Here is a 21,200-nt window from a genome sequence, read left to right as displayed (position 1 = left end):
TAGTTTGAGTAGGCTTTCTGACTCGCCGTTGTCATATTACACATGGCGACGGCTATAGCAATCAAACTGGTATAAGAACCTTACAATGCGGGAGACAAAGCAACCGCTCGTCTGGCTAAACCGTGACAAAGGTGGTCTTTACTTTCTCTTGCAGCAGAGATGCATTCACGCTATCCAACTTCGCAACAACCTGATGCAGCGAGTTGTCGATTACCCAGGTTTGGCTTCCTCGTTGTTGCAGCAGCGCCTCACTGAGGTTAAAGCCACTGCCTAAAGCAATTGTGTCGGTACCGACCTCAAAATCACGAATGATTTTGATGCCTTGTCCGCGCGCTAGGGCAAACGTATCGGCACCAGCACCCCCTGTCAGCACATCATTGCCACTACCGCCATCAAGCCAATCAGCGCCAGCATCACCAAACAGTTGGTCATCCCCCACGCCACCGTAAAGCGTGTCGTTTCCAGCATTACCCCAGAGTTGGTCGTTACCACTATCGCCGTAAAGCGTGTCGTTTCCAGCATGCCCCCAGAGGCGATCGTTCCCATCGCCACCATAGAGTTGATCTTGATCAGCACCACCCGTCAGCAGGTCTTGCCCACCCCAACCATAAATCTGGTTGGCTGTCGTCTTACCTACCAAAGTTTCAGACAAGTCAGTGCCATTAAGCGTGGAGGACGATGGTGTGCTGGGTATTAACGGCTGTACCGTAAGAGTGAAGGTATCTTTAATAGTGCCACCGTTACCATCAGAAGCAGACAACACAATGGTTGAGGTGCCCGCGCTTGCACTAGTGGGTGTACCGCTGAAAGTACCTGTAGCCGCGTTAAAGGTCAGCCAGCTCGGTAAGCTGCTACCATCCTCTAACGTGGCTTGGTAGGTCAGGGTATCGCCGTCTGGATCAGCAAACGTCTTGGGATTGACGGTGTAACTGAAGGGATTGGTTGCAGTGGTCGTCAGGTCAGGAATGGTGTAAGCGCTGTTGAGAGTAGGGGATTGGTTAGTAGCGGCATTGACTGTCAGCGTAAAGGTGTCTTTACTGCTGCCACCATTGCCGTCAGAAGCCGTCAGGTCAATGGTCAATGTACCAGCATTGGCATTGGTAGGCGTGCCGCTAAAGGTACGCGTCGTAGAATTAAAGGTTAGCCAGGTGGGTAAACTACTGCCATCGCCCAACGTCGCTGTGTAGCTGAGGGTATCACCATCGGCATCAGTAAAGGCATTGGCATCAACCGTATAGCTGAAAGCTTGTTTTCCGGCAGCGGTTAGGTCAGGAACGGCATTAGCACTGTTGAGGGTGGGTGCCGTATTACCGCTACTAGCAGTATCGTCGTTTTGAATCGTGCCTGATGCGGTAGCGGTGGTCAGTGTCGCACCACCAGTCGGGCTGGAGAGTGTTACCGTGAAGCCTTCATCCGATTCTACCGTTGTGTCACCGCTGGCATTCACAGTGATGACTTTGCTGGTTTCACCGGCCGCAAACGTTACAGTGCCCGTCGGTAAAGTACCGCTAAAGTCAGCGGCATTCGCAGCATTGGAGCCACTGCCCGTGACAGCATAGTCTACGCTGGTGGCGCTAGTTGTGTCACCACTGCGCGTGACTGTAAAGGTGTAGGGAGTGGTGCCGCTGTTGCCTTCTGCTTTCGACGCACTGATAGCCGCGATCGCCAAATCGGTCGTGGTCGTAGCAACATCATCATTTTGAATCGTGCCTGTGGCAGTGGCAGTGGTCAGCGTGGCTCCACCAGTCGGACTGGAGAGCGTGACAGTGAAGCCTTCATCCGATTCAACGGTTGTGTCACCGCTGGCATTTAGAGTGATCACTTTGCTGGTTTCGCCTGCCGCAAAGCTGATAGTACCAGTAGGCAATGTACCGCCAAAGTCAGCAGCCTTTGCAGCGTTTGTACCAGAGCCAGTGACGGCATAATTGACACTGGTAGCACTTGTCGTGTCGCCACTACGAGTGACTGTAAAGGTGTAGGGAGTGGTGCCGCTGTTGCCTTCTGCTTTCGACGCACTGGTAGCCGCAATCGCCAATGTCGTTGGAGTGCCCGTTTCGTTGTCGGCGATCGTCACCGTTCCGGTTGAATCCGTGCCGATCTTATACCTGCTAGTTGAGTCGATCGTTAAGATAACGGTTTCGTTGCCCTCCGCCACAGTGTCATCTTTCGGTGCGATCGTGATCGTCGCTGATGATGACCCTGCTGGAATCGTGACGTTTTTGGCAAGCGTTTTGCTTGTGGTTGCATCGGTGTAATCGGCAAGGTTTGTGGCAGTGCCAGAAATGTAGTAGGTTACAACTAATGAATCGGTCGTACTGCCAGTGCGAGTAACGGTGAATTGACCAGGATCTGAACCCGTCTCTGACGCATCGGCATCAGTGGCGGCAATGGTAACGACGGGTATTGAGTCATCGTTGACGATCGTGGCTCCAATAGCTGAATTGGTAAAGGTCGCCTTCTTATCTGGATCAGATAGAACGACTAGAAAGGTCTCGTTTGATTCGTCCGTGAGATCGCCTTTGACATTGATGGCGACCTGTTTGCTCGTTTCGTTGGGCAGAAAGGTGACGGTACCCGTGTAAAATCCGCCTTCAATATCATCGGCGCTGGCTGGATTTGTCCCAGTACCGCTACTGACGGTATAGCTCACCTTGGTTGTGCCCGAAACGTCACCGCTGCGAATGACGTTAAAGGTGAACGGTGTCGTGCCTGTATCGCCCTCCGATCGGTAGGTACTGACCGCTTTCGCTTCGATCGTTGCCGAATCCTCATTTTGAATCGTGCCTGTGGCAGTGGCAGTGGCGATCGTGGCACCCGACGACGCGTTTGAAAGGGTAACGGTAAAGCCTTCATCAGGTTCGGCTGTGGTATCCCCCTGGACATTGATGGTTAAGGTCTTGCTGGTTTCATTGGCGGCAAAATTAATGGTGCCACCAGGCAATGTTCCGCCAAAATCGGCAGCATTCGCCGTCTTAGAACCACTGCCCGTGACGGCGTAATCCACGCTGACGGCACTGGTCGTATCGCCAGAACGGGTAATCGTAAAGGTAAACGGTGTTGTGCCGCTATTACCCTCTGATTTAATGCTATCTTTCACGGCAATAAACAGTGAAGCAGGTGTCAGCGTCGGGGTGCCTGTATATTCGTGAGCGCCAATGTCGGTTTCTACGCCATTAATGCCATCCCCATCGCGGCGGGTTGTTCCGTCTGCGTCGGTGCTGACCACGCTGCTAAAATCGCTGGAACCCGCATCGATCGCCAAACTCCCTGCTTTAAGCGTAAAATCTCCATTTTCTGGATCAACAAATTGGGGATCTTGTTCAATGATGTTTTGCAGTTTGGCACTGGTTTCATTAGTTGCCGCTGCATTATTGGCTGACGAATCCACATAGGATTGACCCGAACCCATTGTGGCACCAGCGGGACTGGTTGACTGAAACGTCGTTGAAGAGTTATAGGTCAGGTTATTGTCAAAAATAACATCTGACGATTGATAAATTAAGTTGGAACGACTGCCATCTCTCGCGGACATGATGTTGTTTTCAGCCCGCACATTGCCAGAATTGATGACTGAAATTTCACCTTTGACATCCAGGTTGCTGGAGTTGTGATACAGCGTGTTGTTGACAATATCTGCATTCTCAGATTGAAAGACGGTAACACCAAAGCCACCGTTGTCATAAACTGTGTTGTTGGCAATCAGAAACTTGCCCTCATAGGCGCTTTCTTTGACATCTGAATCAACTTCATTATTTCTGTTGGAGTCAAGAATGATGCCATGCCCTTCTGACACTTTTGTCGCTTGAATCCAGGGAATCAATTGGATATTGTCGTGAATGGTATTTCCCTGAATCACAAATTTGTAGTCAGTCGTGTTGCTGTCAGAATTATGGCTGTGCAAGATGCTAATGGCACTAGTTCCCAGAGTGCTGTATAGCGATGTTTCAGAGATTGTGTTGTTCTCAATGGTGATGTAATCCGACATGTTGGAACCAATACCACCACCGGGAAACTTGGAGATCGTGTTATTGCTGATGGTGATATGGTTGGAATAGTTAACGATGTTTTGACCCGTGCCATCGTATGAGGGCTGGATGGAAATCGCAGATCCATTGATCAATGGGTTGCTGCTGTTATCTTTTTGCGACTCCGCATACTCCATCGTGATGCTGTCGAGAGGTCCATTGACCGTAAACCCATCTACCACCACGTAGGAAGAACCTGAAATCGAAATGGCGGAGGCACCTTGAGAGTCAATGACTGGATTAGCACCAGGATACGCCTTGAACGTAATTGGGTTTTCTTCAGTGCCTTGTTTGTTCCGAATCGCCAGCGTTGCTTTGGTGGAACCACTTGTATAGGTGCCATCCATCACCAGGACGGTATCGCCTGCTTGCACCAGATCCGCCGCTTTTTGCAACGAACGAAAGGCTTGTGATGTGCTGGAACCGTCGTTACTGTCGCTGCCTGTGCCCGAAACGTAGTAAGTCGCTAGGGTGCCCTGATAATTTGCCATTACTTCAGGGTGGAAAGCAGGCGTAGATTTGACTGCGCCTGTAGAGACTTCTAAATTCCAATTGCCTTTAGCTCCTGTCAAGCTATTGGAGGCTGCCACTGTTGCGCCAGTCAGCAAACTCAGGTGGTTAATAAACGCGACTCCATTTCTGCCATCGGCTGCTTCAGTCGCCGCTACATTGCAGCCGTACAGCAAGATATCAGCCTCTTCTGCCAAAGCTGTCCGCCACTGCTGCAATTGCAAGCTGTAATCTACCAGAGTCTCTGTGCTGAGGTATGTGTTACCCAGTTGCACGCTTCCCGGTGCCCCGTGGGAGATGATTTGAATACTGCTAAGGTTGACATACTCTTTGAGCACGGTGGTAATCTGCTCAACGCCATCCAAACGTGGATCGAGCATAGCGACTTCTGCACCAGGAAGCACTCCTAGCGCCAGTGCACTATAATCGGCGATCGCAGCATCAATGAAGACAAGGGTATTCTGAACAGCGTCTTGTTGCGTTGGCTGAGAGAGTTGAACAGTCATGATGATTCCTCTGAGACTTTATCCGTGGGTTAGAAGTTGCCAAAATGGCATGGTAAATGCGCCCTCGACGGATGACTTGGGGACTGAAAGTCGCAGTAGTTAGTTAAGACAAGGACGGTGGTTACCCTTGAACAAACGTTCTCGCCCTTTCCACCGTTTAATTCCATGTCTCGAACCATTTAGACCGATGTGCTGTGTAAAAACTGGTAGATGAATCCCCAATCATGGGATTCGTTGCTTCAATTTCTTGAGTCAGATGTTAATCGTGTTTAAGAACACTTTTTGATGCCCATGCAACGATGAAATCTTGGGAAGGTGAATATTTTGTGAAAGTTTTGCGATTGCTTCATATCAACATCGGTTCTTCATTTTTGAGCGATCGCCTCTGTAAATGTACTTTGATGGCGGTAATTCATCTGTAAATTCACCTGTTGGTTTGCTCCATTGTCAGCATTATCTGAAGAAAGGATTGAACATAAAACGGCTGAATATTTAAGGGTAAATACTCAGCCGTTCTATATGGTTCATTCGTGGAGGCGATCGTCTACTAGATATTGACAAAGGTCGTCGAGGCTTTCGTCAAAAGTGTAGAGGCATTCACACCATCGAGCTTTGCCACCACTTGATTGAGCACATTGTCAACTAACCAGGTTTGACTGCCTCGCTGCTGTAGCTGCAAGCTACCCAAACTAAGCCCATTCCCTGAGGCGAGTTTGTCAGTACCGACTTCAAAATCACGAATGGTTTTGATGCCGTGGTCACGAGCCACTACAAACGTATCTGCACCCGCACCACCCGACAACACATCGTTGCCAAGGCCGCCATCAAGCCAGTCATCCCCAGCATCACCAAAGAGTTGGTCGTCCCCAACGCCTCCAAACAGGCTGTCGTTACCGTCGCCACCATAGAGCTGATCATTGCCCAATTCACCGTAGAGTTGGTCATCGCCCGCACGTCCCCAGAGTCGATCGTTGCCATCGCCACCATAGAGCTGATCCTGCCCAGCACCACCCGTCAGCAGGTCTTGTCCGCCAAAGCCATAAATCTGGTTGGTAGCAGCCGTACCGACTAACGTTTCCGATTGGTCAGTGCCATTGAGCGCGGTTGATGATGGTGTGCCAGGTGATGCAGGTTGGAGCGTGAGGGTAAAGGTATCTTTCACACTACCGCCCTTACCATCTGAAGCGGTCAAGCCGATGTTTAGAGGGTTTGTGGTACTCGTTGGCGTGCCGCTGAAGGTGCGGGTCGTTGGATTGAAGGTCAACCAGGTCGGTAAACTGCCACCATCGGCTAAGGTTGCCTGCAAGGTGAGTGAATCACCATCGGGATCGACAAAGGTGTTGGCATTGACCGTATAGCTGAAGGGGCTGGCTGTAGTGGCTGTCAGGTCGGGAATTGTATTATTGGAATTGAGGGTGGGTGACTGATTGGGTGCAGCAACGACGGTGAGATTGAACGAATCCTTGCTGCTGCCGCCGTTGCCATCAGAAGCGGTCAGGTCGATCGCCACTGTTCCCGCGTTAGCATTGGTGGGTGTGCCGCTAAAGGTGCGAGTCGTAGGGTTAAAGGTCAGCCAACTCGGCAAAGGGTTGCCACTTGCTAGGGTGGCTTGATAGGTCAATGCATCGCCATCTGGATCAACAAACGTACCAGCCTTAACTGTGTAGCTAAAGGGCGTTTTCCCAGTGGCAGATAGATCGGCGATCGGTGTGGCGATCGTGGGCGCGGCATTTCCCCCAGTTGCACCGTCATCATTCTGAATGGTGCCAGTAGCGGTGTTTGTAATCAGTGATGCCCCTCCAGTTGGACTGGATAGGGTTACAGTAAAGTTCTCATCCGGTTCGATGGTCGTGTCTCCGCTCGCATTCACGGTGATCACTTTGCTGGTTTCACCAACGGCAAAGTTGACAACCCCAGCCGGTAAGGTGCCGCCAAAGTCAGCCGCGTTAACCGGATTTACACCGCTACCCGTGACCGCATAATTTACGCTCGTGGCGCTAGTGGTATCGCCGCTGCGAGTGACGCTGAAGGTGTATGGGGTTGTGCCGCTGTTGCTCTCAGGTCGAATGGCGTTGATACCCGCGATCGCTAGCGTGGTAGCAGTCGCAGTTTCATTGTCGGCGATCGTCACGGCTGCCGTTTCGGTGCCACTCGTTCCTAACTTATAGTTTCTGCCGTTTAAGAGCGTCAAGCTAACGGTTTCATTCCCTTCTGCTAAAGCATCGTCAGTCGGTATAAGTGCGATCGTAGCGGATGCCGCTCCTGCTGGAATCGTAACGTTCTTTTTGATCGAAGTGTAGTCTGTGCCATTGGTCGCCGTCCCACCAATGGTGTAATCGACCGTAAGCGGATCGGTTGTGCTGCCTGTGCGGGTAACGGTAAAGAGACCAGGGTTGGTACCCGCTTCTGCGGCATTAGCATCGGTGGCAGCGATGGTGACGATCGCCTTATTATCATCATTGCGAATAGTGGCTCCAGCGGCTCCTGTCGTGAGGGTAGCTCCTCTCGTGGCACCAGAGAGGGCAACCAAAAACCCTTCGTCGAGTTCATTGGTGAGGTCTCCAGCCGCATTAATGGTGATTTCTTTGCTGGTTTCGTTGGGTAAAAACGTGATGGTTCCGGTGGGGAATGTACCACCAAAGTCATTGGCATCGGCTGGGTTTGCGCCAGTGCCACGCACGGTATAGGTGACTTCGGTCGTACCTGAAAGATCACCACTGCGGAACACCGTAAATTTGTAAGGTGTGGAAGCGTAATCGCCTTCCATCTGCCAACCATTGAGAATTGCAATTTCGAGGGTGGCAGAATCATCATTCTGAATCACACCTCTGGCGCTGGCAGTGGCGATCGCCGCTCCTGCCGAAGGGTTAGACAGCGTTACCGTAAAGCCTTGATCTGGCTCTGCTGTGACATCTCCCTGCACATTAAGCGTGAGGGTTTTGCTCGTTTCGTTGGCAGCAAAATTGATGGTTCCAGTAGGAAAGTTCCCACCAGCAAAATCTGCTCCATTCGCAAAGTTAGACCCACTGCCTGTAATGGCATAATCTACACTTACAGCACTGGTAGTATTGCCTGTGCGGGTGACGGTGAACGTAAAGGGAGTTGTACCGCTATTACCTTCAGCTTGTACGGCATCTGTTGCTGCAATCAAGATCGAGGCAGGAGTCAGGGTTGGTGTGCCTGTATATTCATACGCCCCTATATCCGTTTGAATGCCATTAATGCCATCGCCATCCCGACGCGTGGTACCCCGCCCATCAGTACCAACGGCACTACTAAAGGCGGTAGAACCCGCATCGATCGCCGAGCTACCTCCCTGAAGCGCAAAATTGCCCTTGGCAGGATCAACAAATTTGGGATCTTGTCCCACAATATTTTGCAATCCGGCAACTAAGACATTGGCAGCTTCCGCATTAGCTGCGGCAGAATCAACATAAGCAGCCCCGCCACCCAGTGCCGCATTAGGCGGACTCGCAGCTTGAAAGGCGATCGAGGAATTGTAGGCGAGGTTGCGATCAAACACAACATCAGTAGAACCCGTAATCAGATTGGCACGGCGACCATCCCGCGCATACATAATGTTGTTCTCAACTCGAATGTTGTTGGCACCCGCTGTGATAATCTCACCATTTAAATCGGGGTTGCGAGAGTTTTGATACAGCGTGTTATTGACAACATCTACATGCTCAGATTGAAAAACGTTAACGCCAAAACCACCATTGTTGTAGACCGTATTGTTTGAAACTAAGATCTTGCCATCGTAGGGGTCTCCTTGAACACCTGAGCTTGCTTGAGTGTTGCGGTTGTCATCAATAATGATGCCGTGTCCCTCGGTAATTTTTCCGGCTGGTAGCCACGGAATCAAACTCTGGTTGTCATACACCACATTGTTCCGCACAATCATCTTGTAGTCGGTGGTGTTGCTATCAGAATCACGGCTGTGCAAAATACTGATTGCACTTGAGCCATTGTTGGTATACCAGGATGTCTCAGAAACCGTATTATTCTCAATCGTGACGTAGTCTGCCATATTGCTGCCAATACCGCCACCAGAGAACTTGGTAATGGTGTTGTTGCGAATGGTGATATGGTCAGAAAAGATGACGGGGTTGCCATTACCGTCATAAGTTGACGCGATCGCAATGCCACTGTTTTTGGTGAGTGGATCGTCGGTGACATTTTTTTGTGATTCGGCGTAGTCTAAGGTGATCTTGTCTTTAGCGCCAATCAAAGTCAGTCCTTCGATCGTGACGTAGGAAGACCCAGAGACAATCACCGCATAAGAACCGTCTGAGTTAATCGTTGGCTTTGCCCCAGGATAGGCTTTGAAGGTAATTGGGTCAGCCTCTGTCCCATGCTTATCGCGAATCAGGAGTACTGTTTTACCAGGATTCTCATAATTGCCATCCATCACCAGCACCGTATCGCCAGCCTGCACCAGGTTTGCCGCTTTTTGCAGGGTGCGAAAGGCTCCCCCTTCGCTTAAGCCGTTGTTACTGTCGCTGCCTGTGCCTGAAACATAATAGATTTTGCCAGCCATTGGTATTCCATCCTCGTTTTGAATATTACCTGTGGCAGTTGCCGTCGTCAGTGTGGCTCCTCCCGTGGGGTTCGAGAGAGTCACGGCAAAGCCTTCGTTGGATTCAATCGTGGTGTCACCGTTGACGTTTACTGTAATCAGTCTGCTAGTTTCATTCGCTGCAAAGTTCACCGTGCCCGTGGGCAAAGTGCCACCAAAGTCTGCTGCAGCAGCAGCGTTCACACCGTTGCCCATGACGGCGTAATCGATACTGGTTGCGCCTGCGGTGTCGCCACTGCGTGTCACGGTAAAGGTATAGGGTGTGGTACCCGTATTGCCTTCCGGTTTGTCAGCAGCGATTGGGGCGATCGCCAGTGTCGTTGGAGTCGCAACCACAACATCATCATTTTGGATGGTGCCTGTGGCAGAGGTTGTGGTTAACGTGGCTCCCCCACTCGGTCTGGAGAGCGTGACGGTAAACCCTTCGTCTGATTCAACCGCACTATCACCACTAGCATTAATGGTGATCACTTTGCTGGTTTCACCCGCTGCAAAACTCACCGTACCTGTGGGTAAGGTGCCGCCAAAATCACTAGCATTAGCAGCATTAGCGCCACTACCCGTGAGCGCATAATTGACGCTGGTTGTGCCTGTGGTATTTCCCGCCCGCGTCACCGTGAAGGTAAAAGGCGTTGTGCCTACATTGCCTTCGGCTTTGCTGGCATTGGTGGCGGCAATAGCGAGTGTGGTTGACGGGGCACTTGCATCATCATCGCGAATGGTACCTGTATCTCTGGCAGTTGTAATGGTGCCGCCTCCACTTGGATTTGAGAGGATGGCAAAAAAAGTTTCATCGGACTCACCCGTAGTGTCGCCGTTCACATTAATGGTGATGACCTTACGGGTTTCGCCCGCGGCAAAGTTCACCGTTCCAGAGGGGAAGGTACCGCCAAAATCAGCCACATTCGCAGGGTTAGAACCTGCATTTGCCACTCGATAATCGACGCTGGCAGCGATGTCAGTTTTGCCACTCCGCGTGACGGTGAAGGTAAAGGGGGTGGTGCCCGCATTTCCCTCGGCTTTGTCAGCGTTCGTCGCCGCGATCGCAAATGCTGGAACCAGCGTAGACACGTCATCGTTCAGCAGATAGCCAGTAGCCTGACCAGCGGTAATGGTTCCACCGCCGCTCACATTTGAGAGAGATACCTGGAACGCTTCATCAGCCTCCAAGGTTGAATCGGCGATCGCATTAATGGTAATGGTTTTAGTGATTTCATTGGCAGCAAACGTGACTGTCCCAGTGGGAAACGTACCACCAAAATCAGCCGCATCTGCTGGGTTGGCAGTGACACCTCTAACAGCAAAATCGACAGTGGTAACGCCCGTTGTATCGCCTGTGCGGGTGATCGTGAAGCTATAGGGAGTGGTACTGCCTGTACCTTCGGCTTTGTAATTGCCCGTACCCGCAATCGACAGCGTTGCAGAATCCTCATTGAGAATTTTGCCCGTTGCCGTTCCTGTGTTAATAAAGGTGTTAGCTGATGGGTTAGAAAGGGTGACGGTAAACCCTTCATCCGCCTCAGCCGTAGCATCACCGCTCACATTCACGGTGATCACTTTGCTGGTTTCACCCGCAGCAAAATTGACGGTGCCTGTCGGCAATGTTCCACCAAAATCTGCTGCATTGGCGGCTCTGCCACCACTACCTGTGATCGCATAATTTACGCTGGTTGCACCACTTGTATTGCCGATTCGAGTCATCGTGAAGGTGAACGGTGTAGTGCCTGCGTTACCCTCATTTCTGACTGCATTGGTGGACGCAAGGAAGAGATTGCTGGCGGTCAGCGTTGGTGAGCCAGTGTATTCGTAAGCGCCCAGATCGGTTTGTACGCCGTTGATGCCATCCCCATCTCGACGACTGGCACCGAGAATATCAGTACTGACTACACTGTTGAACAGAGTCGAACCTGTGTCGATCGCGGGGCTACCCGCTCTGAGTGCAAAATTGCGAGCTGCCGCATTCACAAACTGTGGATCTTGTCCCACAAGGTTGTTTAACCCTACGGCATTCGGATCGTCAGACGCTTTAAAGTCACCGTTGTAGGCGAGGTTACGATCAAAAACAACATTGCTGCTGGTGTTGTTGATCGAGTTGGCTTTGCCGCCAGTTCTCGCATACATGATGTTGTTGTAAGCACGTACATTTTGTGCCTCGTTGACGGCAATATTTCCAGTATCCGTCAAAACACTCCCATTCTGATAGGTTGTGTTGTTGATCAAATCTATAGGGGCTTCACTTTTAAAGACGTTGATGCCTGCGCCTCCATTGTTGTAAGCAACGTTGTCGGCAAACAAAATTTTGCCTCTGTAGGCATTGCCAACGGCATCATAGGCAGTGTCGATCATGATGCCGTGCCCTTCTGTGATTTCTCCACTTGCGAGTTGATTCCACGGCACCTTCTGGATGTTGTCGTGGGAAATATTGCCCCGCATGATGACCTTGTAGTCAGTTGTATTATTATCCGAGTTCCAGAGTCGGAGGTTGCTTATTCCTTGAGTACCGTAGGGCGAATAGTAGGAATTACCAGAGACAATATTGTTCTCAAACAGGAGGTAATCAGCCTCGGTGGTGGCTATCCCCGCTCCTGGGAAATTGGAAACTGTGTTGTTACGAAGGGTGATGTGGGTGGAATGAATCTTTTCAGCTTCGGTGCTATTCGTTCCATTCTGAAAGGTAGCAAAGATGCCATTGCCAGAGGTTGCCGGATTACCCAGGTTAAACCGTTGGCTTAGGGCATAGGCCAGAGTGATTTCATCGCGTGCGCCCCTTAGAGTCAACCCTTCAATGACGACATGGGAAGACCCCGTGATACCAATGGCGTTCCAATTATTGCCATGTGCTTGCAGAACGGGTGTTGCACCGGGGTAAGCTTTGATTGTGGTAGGCTGTGCTGCTGTACCCTGTAACCCGGAGATATTGATAATGTTGCTATTGGGCGCTAAATTTTCGTAAGTGCCGTTCATCACTAGCACGGTATCTCCGGCTTGTAGCACGCGGCGAACTTGATTGAAGGTGCGAAAGGCTTGAGATTCATTGGAACCATTGTTGCTATCGTTTCCGGTTCCAGAAATGTAGTAAGTAGCCATGAGTGAAGTCCTGATCTGTCTGGTGTGCGGTGTGTAGTGTTCTAAGTGGACGCATAAACAACTATCTCAGCGAACAACCGAGGGCTAAGCATCGCCATCAAGACGTTTAACTGTCAAAACGAATGGAATCTATCCACAGAATCAGTGGGGCAACCTGGAGGTGCAAAGTACAAGTCTGCCGCTGAGTCTGATAAGCGAAAGTTTGATGCTGGTTGCAAGTGAATAGAGCAATCTTAGGACTTACGCAAAAGCGGTCATCTTTCGCCCCCTAGCCCCCAATTTTGGGGGAACAGAGCCAACTAAAGCCCCCAGCAATGGGGGTTTGGGGGCAAGTGCGTAAGTCCTAAATCTTTAAGGGGCGATCGCATTCTGCCCTAGCACCAAATTAGCAAAGAGCGAATGAGCAAATATTGTTCAACAACCTGTGACGCACTGAGTGTTGGTAGGTTTAATCAAGCTTTAGGCAAACCGTTGAGGCGGGTAGAATGCAGAGTTTGAAAAACTTGGCCTTGAAGAACTTGGCGAGCATACTGCCGTTAAAAGCCAACCCTGCTGGTGATCAATTGTACGTGGTGATGCCCATCTGCCATGATCAAAACGCAGAAGTGTGAATATTTTGTGAATCTGCTGTTACAGGTCTTAATCCACATGCCTTCTTTATTTTGAGGGGATCATCACCGTAAAACTACCCGACAAACCAGGCCGATGAAACGTGAACGCAGCTACGCTGAAGTATCCTGGATGAGGTACTTACGTATCCCAATGCAGAATTGTCTGAATGTCAGCCACTAATTCGCGGGCTTTGAAGGGTTTTGTAATAATGCCTTTAATGCCAAGTTGGGCAAACTGCTGATGCTCATGTTTGCTGGTTTTAGCCGTTAGTAAAATCAGGGGTACTCGACAAGTCGTGGCGCTTGCTTGCAATTGCTCAAACGTAGCAAGACCATCCATTTCAGGCATCATCACATCCAGCAAAATGGCATCAAAGTGGTACTCGGCTGCTTTCTCTAAGCCTTCAGTACCAGAAGCTGCGGTGACAACTTCCCACCCAGCAGCCATTTCCAGGCTAATTTGAATGACTGTGCGCACACCTCCTTCGTCGTCAATCACCAAAATTCGTTTACTCATAAGTTAATCCCAACGCCACACTTCATCATAGTGGGATTGCTACAGCGATCGGTGTGATCAATCTTGCTCATCAACCGGAAGCATCACATAAAAACTACTGCCTTCGCCTAGCGTGCTCTCAGCCCAAATCCGTCCATTGTGTTGCTGTACAATGCTACGACAGATCGCTAAGCCCAAGCCTGTGCCACCTTTTTGGCGAGAATCAGAGGTATCAACCTGCTGGAACCGCTCGAAAATCGTTTCTAATTTATCTGAAGGAATGCCGCGCCCCTGGTCTTTAACAGAGAATAGGATGCAAGACCGAAAGGGTGGGGGAGTCGGGACGCGGGCGAATGAGGCGGTGGCATCATCTTTCACGTTGCGATTCACCCAGCGATCGCCATCCTGCAACTCTGCACTTAACCAGACTGTATCACCGCTAGATGAGAACTTGATCGCGTTGCTCAGTAGGTTGGTCAAAACTTGAAGGATGCGATCGCCATCAATTTCTAACTGGATCGTTAACGGTGCAACGACCAAATCTACACCTGCACTAGCAGCCATTAATTGTGTTAAGTCAATCGCTTTCATCATCAAATCGGCAATTTGGCACGGTTGTTTCAACAACTTCACGTCACCAGACTCCAAGCGCTCTAACGCTAGAATGCTATCGACTAAATGAACCAGGCGATCAGACCCTTCAAAGGCGATCGTCAGCAACTGTTGAGCGCGATCAGAGTTTCGTTCCACTAAGCCGTCAATGAGTAAATCTAACGCGCCATGAATCGCCGTTAACGGAGTGCGAAACTCGTGGCTCACAACTGAAATAAACTCATCTTTCATGCGTTCAATCAAAGAACGCTCCGTGATATCTTCGCCAATGCTAAGAAACCCGATCGGATTACCTTGGGCGTTATGCAGCAAGGTGCAGTTCCACGCAATTTGCCTCACCTCACCCGCTTTTGTTAGCAATGGATCTTGATGATGCACTCGAAACGCTTTAATGAAAAAATCCGGCTCTATTAGTAGCTGTGGCAATTGAGATGATGGATCAAAGACATCTAGCCAATTCCTGCCAACCAGCTCAGTCTGGCTGTAGCCCGTTACTTCTGCTAAGAAGGGGTTGGCATAGGTGATGTTTAATTGGGTATCAAAGCCAACCACTAGCAAGCGAACATCTTCCATTAACGTGCGCCAACGTCGTTCTGATTCGCGTAAAGTGGCTTCTGTTTGTTCACGCTGCCGCAGCTCTTGCTGTAATTGTTGATTCGCTTCATTTAGTTCTTTCGTCCGTTCTACTACGAGCGCTTCAAGCTGATCCTGATACTGCTTCAGTTCTGCTTCAATCTGCTTCAGTTCCGTAATATCTTGCGCAATGCCAGCGACTCGATGGACGTGTCCAGCTTCATCAAAAATCGGGAAGGTGCGCGTTAAGACCCACCGCACATCACCATTGGGTTGAATAATGCGATACTCCAAGCGCTCTTCGATCGGATTCCCCAAACTTTTTAGAGTTAATGATAAGCCTGATCGATCGTCGGGATGAACGGCTTCTAACCACGAGTGGGGTTGGTGGTAAAGGCTGGCACAGGAGCGTCCCCAAATCGTTTCATAGGCGGGACTGATATAAAACATCTGGCTGTAATCGGGAGCCGCGATAAAGAAGGCATCTCGAATATTTTCAGTCAGTTGAAGAAATTTTTGTTCGTTTTGGCGGAGAGCAATCTCTGCTTGCTTGATCTCAGTAATGTCTCGATAGTACCAAATTCTGCCGTAATTCTCGCCGCTAGATGATTTCATGCCAGCAGAATACGCATCAAAAACTCGTCCATCTTTGAAAAGAAACTCCTTTCGGCAGGTAGCATCTGAATTTTCACTCAAGTAGTCTGTTTGACGGAGAAAGGCTTCTGGATCTTTGAGTTGATCTAGCACGGCTTCCCGTACCTGGCATAAATCTTCAACCTTGAGAAGTAGTGCTTCATCCAGGTGCCAGAGTAGACAAAAACGCTGATTGTAAGACACAATCTGTCCGTATTCATTAGTAATTAAAATGCCATCGATCGCGGCTTCCTGCTGCACTTTGAGCATGGCATTACTGCGCTGCAATGCCTGTTCTGCCAGTTTACGTTCAGTGATATCAGTGGTTGTTCCCACCATTCGACTACTATCATCCTGTCCATCTTGAACTAACTGTCCACGAGCCATCAACCAGCGGATAGAGCCATCGCGATGAAAAATACGATGCTCTACCGCAAATTCTGGTGTTTGCTTTTCCAGGTAGCGTCGAGCCGCATCAGCCACGATCGATTTATCATCGGAGTGAAAGACCGATAACCAGGCATCGAAATGATTCGGAATTTCGACATCACTGTAACCCAACAGAAATTTGAAATTAGGATCAAGGTAGAATTCTCCGGTCTTGTAATTCCCTTCCCATACGCCGACTCTAGCTGCTCGTGTGGCTAAAACGTACCGTTCTTGGCTTTGACGCAATGCCTCTTGTGCCCTATATCGTGCCGCTTCTACCTGTTTTGCTTGCGTGACGTCCTGAAAATACCACACTCTACCGTAGTACTCTCCCGTAGATGATCGCATAGGAGCAGAACGGCGATCGAGCACGCGTCCATTGTGCAAAACCACTTCATCGTGGCTCACTGCATCCAGGTTTTGATAGAGACCTTCGACCTTCGTGAGAAAGGCATCAACATCTTTGACTTGACTCAGTGCTGCCTTGAAAATCTTCCAGTAATCGTTTGTATCAATAATGGACTGAGGAATTTGCCAGATTTCACAAAAGCGCTGGTTATAGAAAAGGACTTCACGGCGCTCATTAACAACCCAAAGGCCCGCAACCGAAGCCTCACACTGGGCTTGCAACAGCGCATTGCTGCGACGCAAATCTTCCTCTATGCGCTTGCGATCGGTGATATCTTTGATGACCGAAAGAGCGCAGGATTGCCCCTCTAGATCAATCACATCGATCGACATAAGACCTGTCTTCACTTCACCCGCCTGGGTGCGAAAAACAAACTCTAGATTGTTTACAGATCCCGTTTCTGCAAGGCTCTGGTAGAGTTGGGCGCGAGCTTCCACATTGACCCAAAGTTTGAGTTCACTGGAGGTCTTGCCAATGACCGCATCGGGGCTCCAACCCGTAATCTGATAGAAACTTTCGTTTGCTTCCACAAACCGCCCATCGGGGAAAGTGGTAATGGCAATGGGGTCAGGGTTAGCATGAAACACCTTCGTGAACTTTGCTTCCGATCGTCGTTGAGCGTCTTCAGCAAGCTTGCGTTCGGTGATATCGATCGTCGTTCCTAACGCCTGTATGGGTTTACCATGCTCATTTCTGGCAAAGACCACCTGCCATGTCTGCATCCAATGCCATGACCCATTGGCATGTCTAAAGCGAAAGGCATCAAACTCCAACACCTCACTATCAGCGGTTGTATCCCAACGACTGCCAAAGTCAGCTAGTCGTCTCTGGTCGTCAGGATGCAAAATATCTAGAAAGAACCGCCCTCCTCCCTGCACAATCTCTTCTGGACTGTAACCTAACAGGGGACGGTTGGCATATAGCGGTGCTAGAGTTTCGAGGTCATAAATATAGAGATGATGGGGTAGATCATTGGTCACTTTCTCAATCAATTGCTTACTCTGCCAGAGCGCTGCCTCTCGCCGCTTGTGATCGTCGAGTTCTGCCCGCAGTTGCTCTAATTCTGCAATTAACTGTTCCTTTGTCTTGTTGCTACTGTCAGATTGATCCGTCATGTCAGAGGAGCTTCAGCCGCATACTTGAGTTCTATTTTAGACATAGACTCAAGAAACCCCACCTACTGAGACTTTGACTTCATGCGTTTGAGTTGATTTAAAATGCGAGCCAGCAACTCTGGCCCAATGAGAGGCTTGCTTGCATAGTCATCGGCCCCTGCCAAAAACACCTGATGAATTAACGCCGCGTCTGTATTCGCTGAAAGGAAGATCACAGGCAGTGCTTCCCACCGAGGATCATTGCGAACGACTTGGCATAAATCCAGGCCACTAAACTCTGGCATGACCAGATCTAAAATGAGTAAGTCGGGCTGAGTTTGCTCTAGTGTCTCCCAAAACCGTTGCGGATCGACCAGGAGCGTGACCTGAAACCCCCAAGGCTCAAGCAGGGTAGAGAGTTGATACAACAACTGTGGATCATCGTCCACAACCAACAATTTACCCTCCGTTGGGCTTGATTGATGCAGAACCTGAACGATCGACGTCAGGATTTGTTCCGCTGCTATTGGAATTTGGAGCACCGCACGCCCTCCCAATCGCGCGATTTTGACTCGCTCAGCAAAACTACTTTGATTGATTAGCACCACCACTGGCACAGGTGGTTGCACAGTTGCTAAGGCTTCTAAATAAGCAAAGCCTTGCTCAGCTGTCGCTGGCACACTCAAGTCAAGAAGCACAACATCTGGATGCGGCTGAGAAAGCGTGGTGGGCACGATCGCTGGGCTGGCAGTTGCCACATGAAACCGATGACCGATCGCCCCAACCGTGAGCTGTTGGATCAAGCGTGCTTCATCTGAAACAATGAGCAGGTGAGGTTGATGAGCGAGTGGTGGAAACGATGGAAGTGTGGCTGCGGTAGAAGCCACTGGGGGGGATTCCAGTGTTTGCTCAACCACCGCTATCAGATTAGACAAAACCGCTAAAGCCGCTGGAGCGATCGCCTCTAAATCTCTCATCTCTGTGAACCGAGCTTCAAGTTGTTTGCAACAGTGAGTGGCCTGATCCAACCCAAAACTGCCCAACGAGCCAGCTAACGTGTGCGCTTCTCGAACAGCCTGTTGTCGCAGAGCGTCACTCAAAGCCTCATTGCTCAGTGCAGCAACCGCTTGCTTAACGATACTGAGGCGATCGTAATAGTGCTCCCGATAACGCTTCCATGCTTCAGCAAACTCCTCCGGTATGGTAACGGCTGCTTGCGTGCCTTCAGGTTCACATTGATCCGATTCAGGCTGGGTCGGCTCAAGTAAGTCAGAAGGGGATGTTTTCTTGGCTTCAACGTCTTCCTCTCTGCTTCGTAAACGGTATCCCAATCCATAAATGGTTTCAATCAAATCCTCACAACCAGCCTGTTTCAGCTTGCGGCGTAACCCTTTAATGTGTGCACGCACCCCATTTTCACTGGGTGCCTCTTCAAACGACCAGAGGTGATTAATCAACGCACTTTGACTAAAAATACGTTGCTGATTGCGCAAAAACAATTCTAAAAGCTTGTATTCCTTGCTGGTGAGACTCAATTGCTTGCTGCCATAGCTCACAGCACAGCTACTCGTGTTGAGTTGTAAACCTCGCCATATGAGTGTAGACGATCGATCTAAACTCTCCCTCCGGAGCAACGCTCGAATGCGCGCCAGCAACTCGTGCAAATGAAACGGCTTAACCACATAATCGTCTGCGCCAGCATCTAGCCCAGAAACTTTATGGGTAGAACTATCCTGTGCCGTCAACAAAATCACAGGTGTAAAGTCTTTGCGGGCGCGTAACTGCTGACAAAAGTGAATCCCGCTCAGCGTTGGCAAGACAACATCGAGCAGGATCAAATCATACCGAAAGGCTTCTGCTAGATCCCAACCGATCTGCCCATCGGCAGCCGTTTCAACCAGATAGTCTTGCTCTGTGAGCGCTTCTGTCAACAGCGGCGCGAGAAACGGGTCATCTTCTACCAGCAGGATCTTCACATGAACCTCTACAAGCCTTTACCACCCACCGGAATTAAAGGGAAAGCTTGAGGTGGATGTGCTAGAAGCCTACCTGTATCTTCCCTTGCTGATGCGTATTCTGGCGTTGATTCATGTCTTTTCTTTGATTGTTCATCAGCATACGCTTCGTACACCCAAACCGTGTTGGGTTCGATCGGTGAGCTATGGACAGTCCAAAGTTTGGTTCCTGGTTCTTTACCCGCAATTTCTGCGGTTTCAAGCAGATGCTTGAGCAAAGCCTCTTTCTTCCCATCCCGCGCCACAAAGCGAAGAAATACACCTATTTTTGTCATTTGGATTGCTTAAACGACAGGGTATTGAGTTAGCAGCAAATACAGCAGAAGCCAGAAATCAGAAGCCAGAAATCAGAAGCCATACTAATTTAAACAGTGATGTAGCGATCCCATTGCATTTGTGAAAATGATCCTCCTACGCCCTTGGCGAAGCAAACTACAGCTTTCAGCTTTCAGCTTTAAATTCCAGGCTGACCGCTGATTAAGTCAAACACATCATGCTTCTCAAAGTAGATACACCCCATCGATTCTTTTACGGCGGTTTTCAATCGACTGCCGACTCCTTTGAAAGCACACCCGCTTAATTGAAAGCTGCTGCTTAGTCTACTGGTCACGCTTTTTTAGCTTGTTTGGCTTCATCGTTGCTGACATACTTTTGCCACAGTGCAGCGAGGTCTTTCGCCCGGCTGTAAGCAGAAGGTGTAATCTGAAACATTCGCCGGGGCCGTCCACGTCCAGCAACGTTTTCTCGATAGCCTTCAATCAATGTCTCAGCTTCTAAAAACTTTAGCGCACCATAGAGGACGGTGTCTGATAGACGATAGGCTGGGTAATTTCTTTCTAGCAATTGAATCATCTCAGAAGCAAAAGAGTCTCTTTGCAACAAGGTCGATAATACATAGCATACTGCTAGTTCCTGGTTAAGCTGACGAGGCGGCGGCGCTTGAAAAAACTGGTAAACGGTCTCTAATGACATAGTAAATACGTCCTTACAAGGTGCAATTGTATGTGACGAGGTGGCACAAGAAGCTTGATCAACGTAGCCGTTACTTGAAAAACTCTGTCAATATCGTCTCGTAGATGTGTGAATAATGTGTGAATAAAGCCAGTGCTCTTCACCAGCATTGTTTTATCGATATTGCTTCCTTGCCGCTGGCTGACCTGTTAACCAATAACCCGCGATCGCGATGGCAATGGCAAGGGCACCGATCGCCACATTTGGGTAAATTGTGATGCCAATAACCTGTGGCTCAGGGGTATTGCCCAGCACTGGATCATTGAGAAACCCGTAGGAGGTTCCAGGCCAGAAGCCTGCGGCAATCAGCCCGACCCAAAAGGCGGAGCCAAGAAAGGCAGATAGACCCATTGAAAAACGATCGGTCACAGGACGAACCTTCAAAATGGCTAAGGCCGCACTGCCCAACGAGACAGCCGCAAAAAAAGACATCGCGCAATGAAGCTTGGCATGAGGCAACCATGCCGGATTACTCATATGTCCTTTTGCTAATAAGATGGCATCAACTCCGATCGGAATCACAATGGTTGAAATTGCAGCCGTGACAAGCAGTCCTTTAGCAAGCGAGTCTCGATGCATATACATTCCTCTATAACTCTGCATGAATGAA

Annotated in this window: 8 protein-coding genes; all 8 read right to left on the bottom strand. The window is 49.8% G+C overall.

The features are described from left to right. Nucleotides 1-115: 115 nt before the first annotated feature. Entirely contained in the window at nucleotides 116-5,041 is a 4,926-nt protein-coding gene (locus AC5JLP_RS08745; protein WP_496067547.1) for a DUF4347 domain-containing protein, read from the bottom strand. 547 nt (nucleotides 5,042-5,588) lie between these two features. Then, nucleotides 5,589-12,707: a Calx-beta domain-containing protein gene (locus AC5JLP_RS08740; protein WP_496067546.1), complete on the bottom strand. Its 7,119-nt coding sequence runs from the start codon at nucleotides 12,705-12,707 to the stop codon at nucleotides 5,589-5,591. 750 nt (nucleotides 12,708-13,457) lie between these two features. After that, the gene (locus AC5JLP_RS08735) at nucleotides 13,458-13,835 is read right to left on the bottom strand and encodes a response regulator (protein WP_496067545.1); all 378 of its coding nucleotides are present in this window, start codon (nucleotides 13,833-13,835) and stop codon (nucleotides 13,458-13,460) included. Nucleotides 13,836-13,892: 57 nt separating this feature from the next. Beyond that, entirely contained in the window at nucleotides 13,893-17,585 is a 3,693-nt protein-coding gene (locus AC5JLP_RS08730) for a PAS domain-containing sensor histidine kinase (RefSeq protein ID WP_496067544.1), read from the bottom strand. 62 nt (nucleotides 17,586-17,647) lie between these two features. Continuing rightward, nucleotides 17,648-19,540, bottom strand: coding sequence for a response regulator (locus AC5JLP_RS08725; RefSeq protein ID WP_496067543.1), 1,893 nt, complete (start codon nucleotides 19,538-19,540; stop codon nucleotides 17,648-17,650). Nucleotides 19,541-19,548: 8 nt separating this feature from the next. Beyond that, entirely contained in the window at nucleotides 19,549-19,854 is a 306-nt protein-coding gene (locus AC5JLP_RS08720; RefSeq protein ID WP_496067542.1) for a putative quinol monooxygenase, read from the bottom strand. A gap of 331 nt (nucleotides 19,855-20,185) precedes the next feature. Continuing rightward, the gene (locus AC5JLP_RS08715; protein WP_496067541.1) at nucleotides 20,186-20,551 is read right to left on the bottom strand and encodes a PadR family transcriptional regulator; all 366 of its coding nucleotides are present in this window, start codon (nucleotides 20,549-20,551) and stop codon (nucleotides 20,186-20,188) included. Nucleotides 20,552-20,704: 153 nt separating this feature from the next. Then, the gene (locus tag AC5JLP_RS08710) at nucleotides 20,705-21,169 is read right to left on the bottom strand and encodes a hypothetical protein (RefSeq protein ID WP_496067540.1); all 465 of its coding nucleotides are present in this window, start codon (nucleotides 21,167-21,169) and stop codon (nucleotides 20,705-20,707) included. Nucleotides 21,170-21,200 lie beyond the last annotated feature (31 nt).

This window comes from Stenomitos rutilans (genome assembly GCF_059505485.1).
Note: the sequence above shows the minus strand (reverse complement) of the source record. Positions and strands in the feature narration are given on the sequence as shown.

Bases quoted from the DNA above. Each gene is read 5' to 3' on its own strand.
- AC5JLP_RS08735 (WP_496067545.1), bottom strand. From the start codon at position 13,835: ATGAGTAAACGAATTTTGGTGATTGACGACGAAGGAGGTGTGCGCACA.
- AC5JLP_RS08740 (WP_496067546.1), bottom strand. From the start codon at position 12,707: ATGGCTACTTACTACATTTCTGGAACCGGAAACGATAGCAACAATGGT.
- AC5JLP_RS08710 (WP_496067540.1), bottom strand. From the start codon at position 21,169: ATGCATCGAGACTCGCTTGCTAAAGGACTGCTTGTCACGGCTGCAATT.
- AC5JLP_RS08720 (WP_496067542.1), bottom strand. From the start codon at position 19,854: ATGACAAAAATAGGTGTATTTCTTCGCTTTGTGGCGCGGGATGGGAAG.
- AC5JLP_RS08730 (WP_496067544.1), bottom strand. From the start codon at position 17,585: ATGACGGATCAATCTGACAGTAGCAACAAGACAAAGGAACAGTTAATT.
- AC5JLP_RS08715 (WP_496067541.1), bottom strand. From the start codon at position 20,551: ATGTCATTAGAGACCGTTTACCAGTTTTTTCAAGCGCCGCCGCCTCGT.
- AC5JLP_RS08745 (WP_496067547.1), bottom strand. From the start codon at position 5,041: ATGACTGTTCAACTCTCTCAGCCAACGCAACAAGACGCTGTTCAGAAT.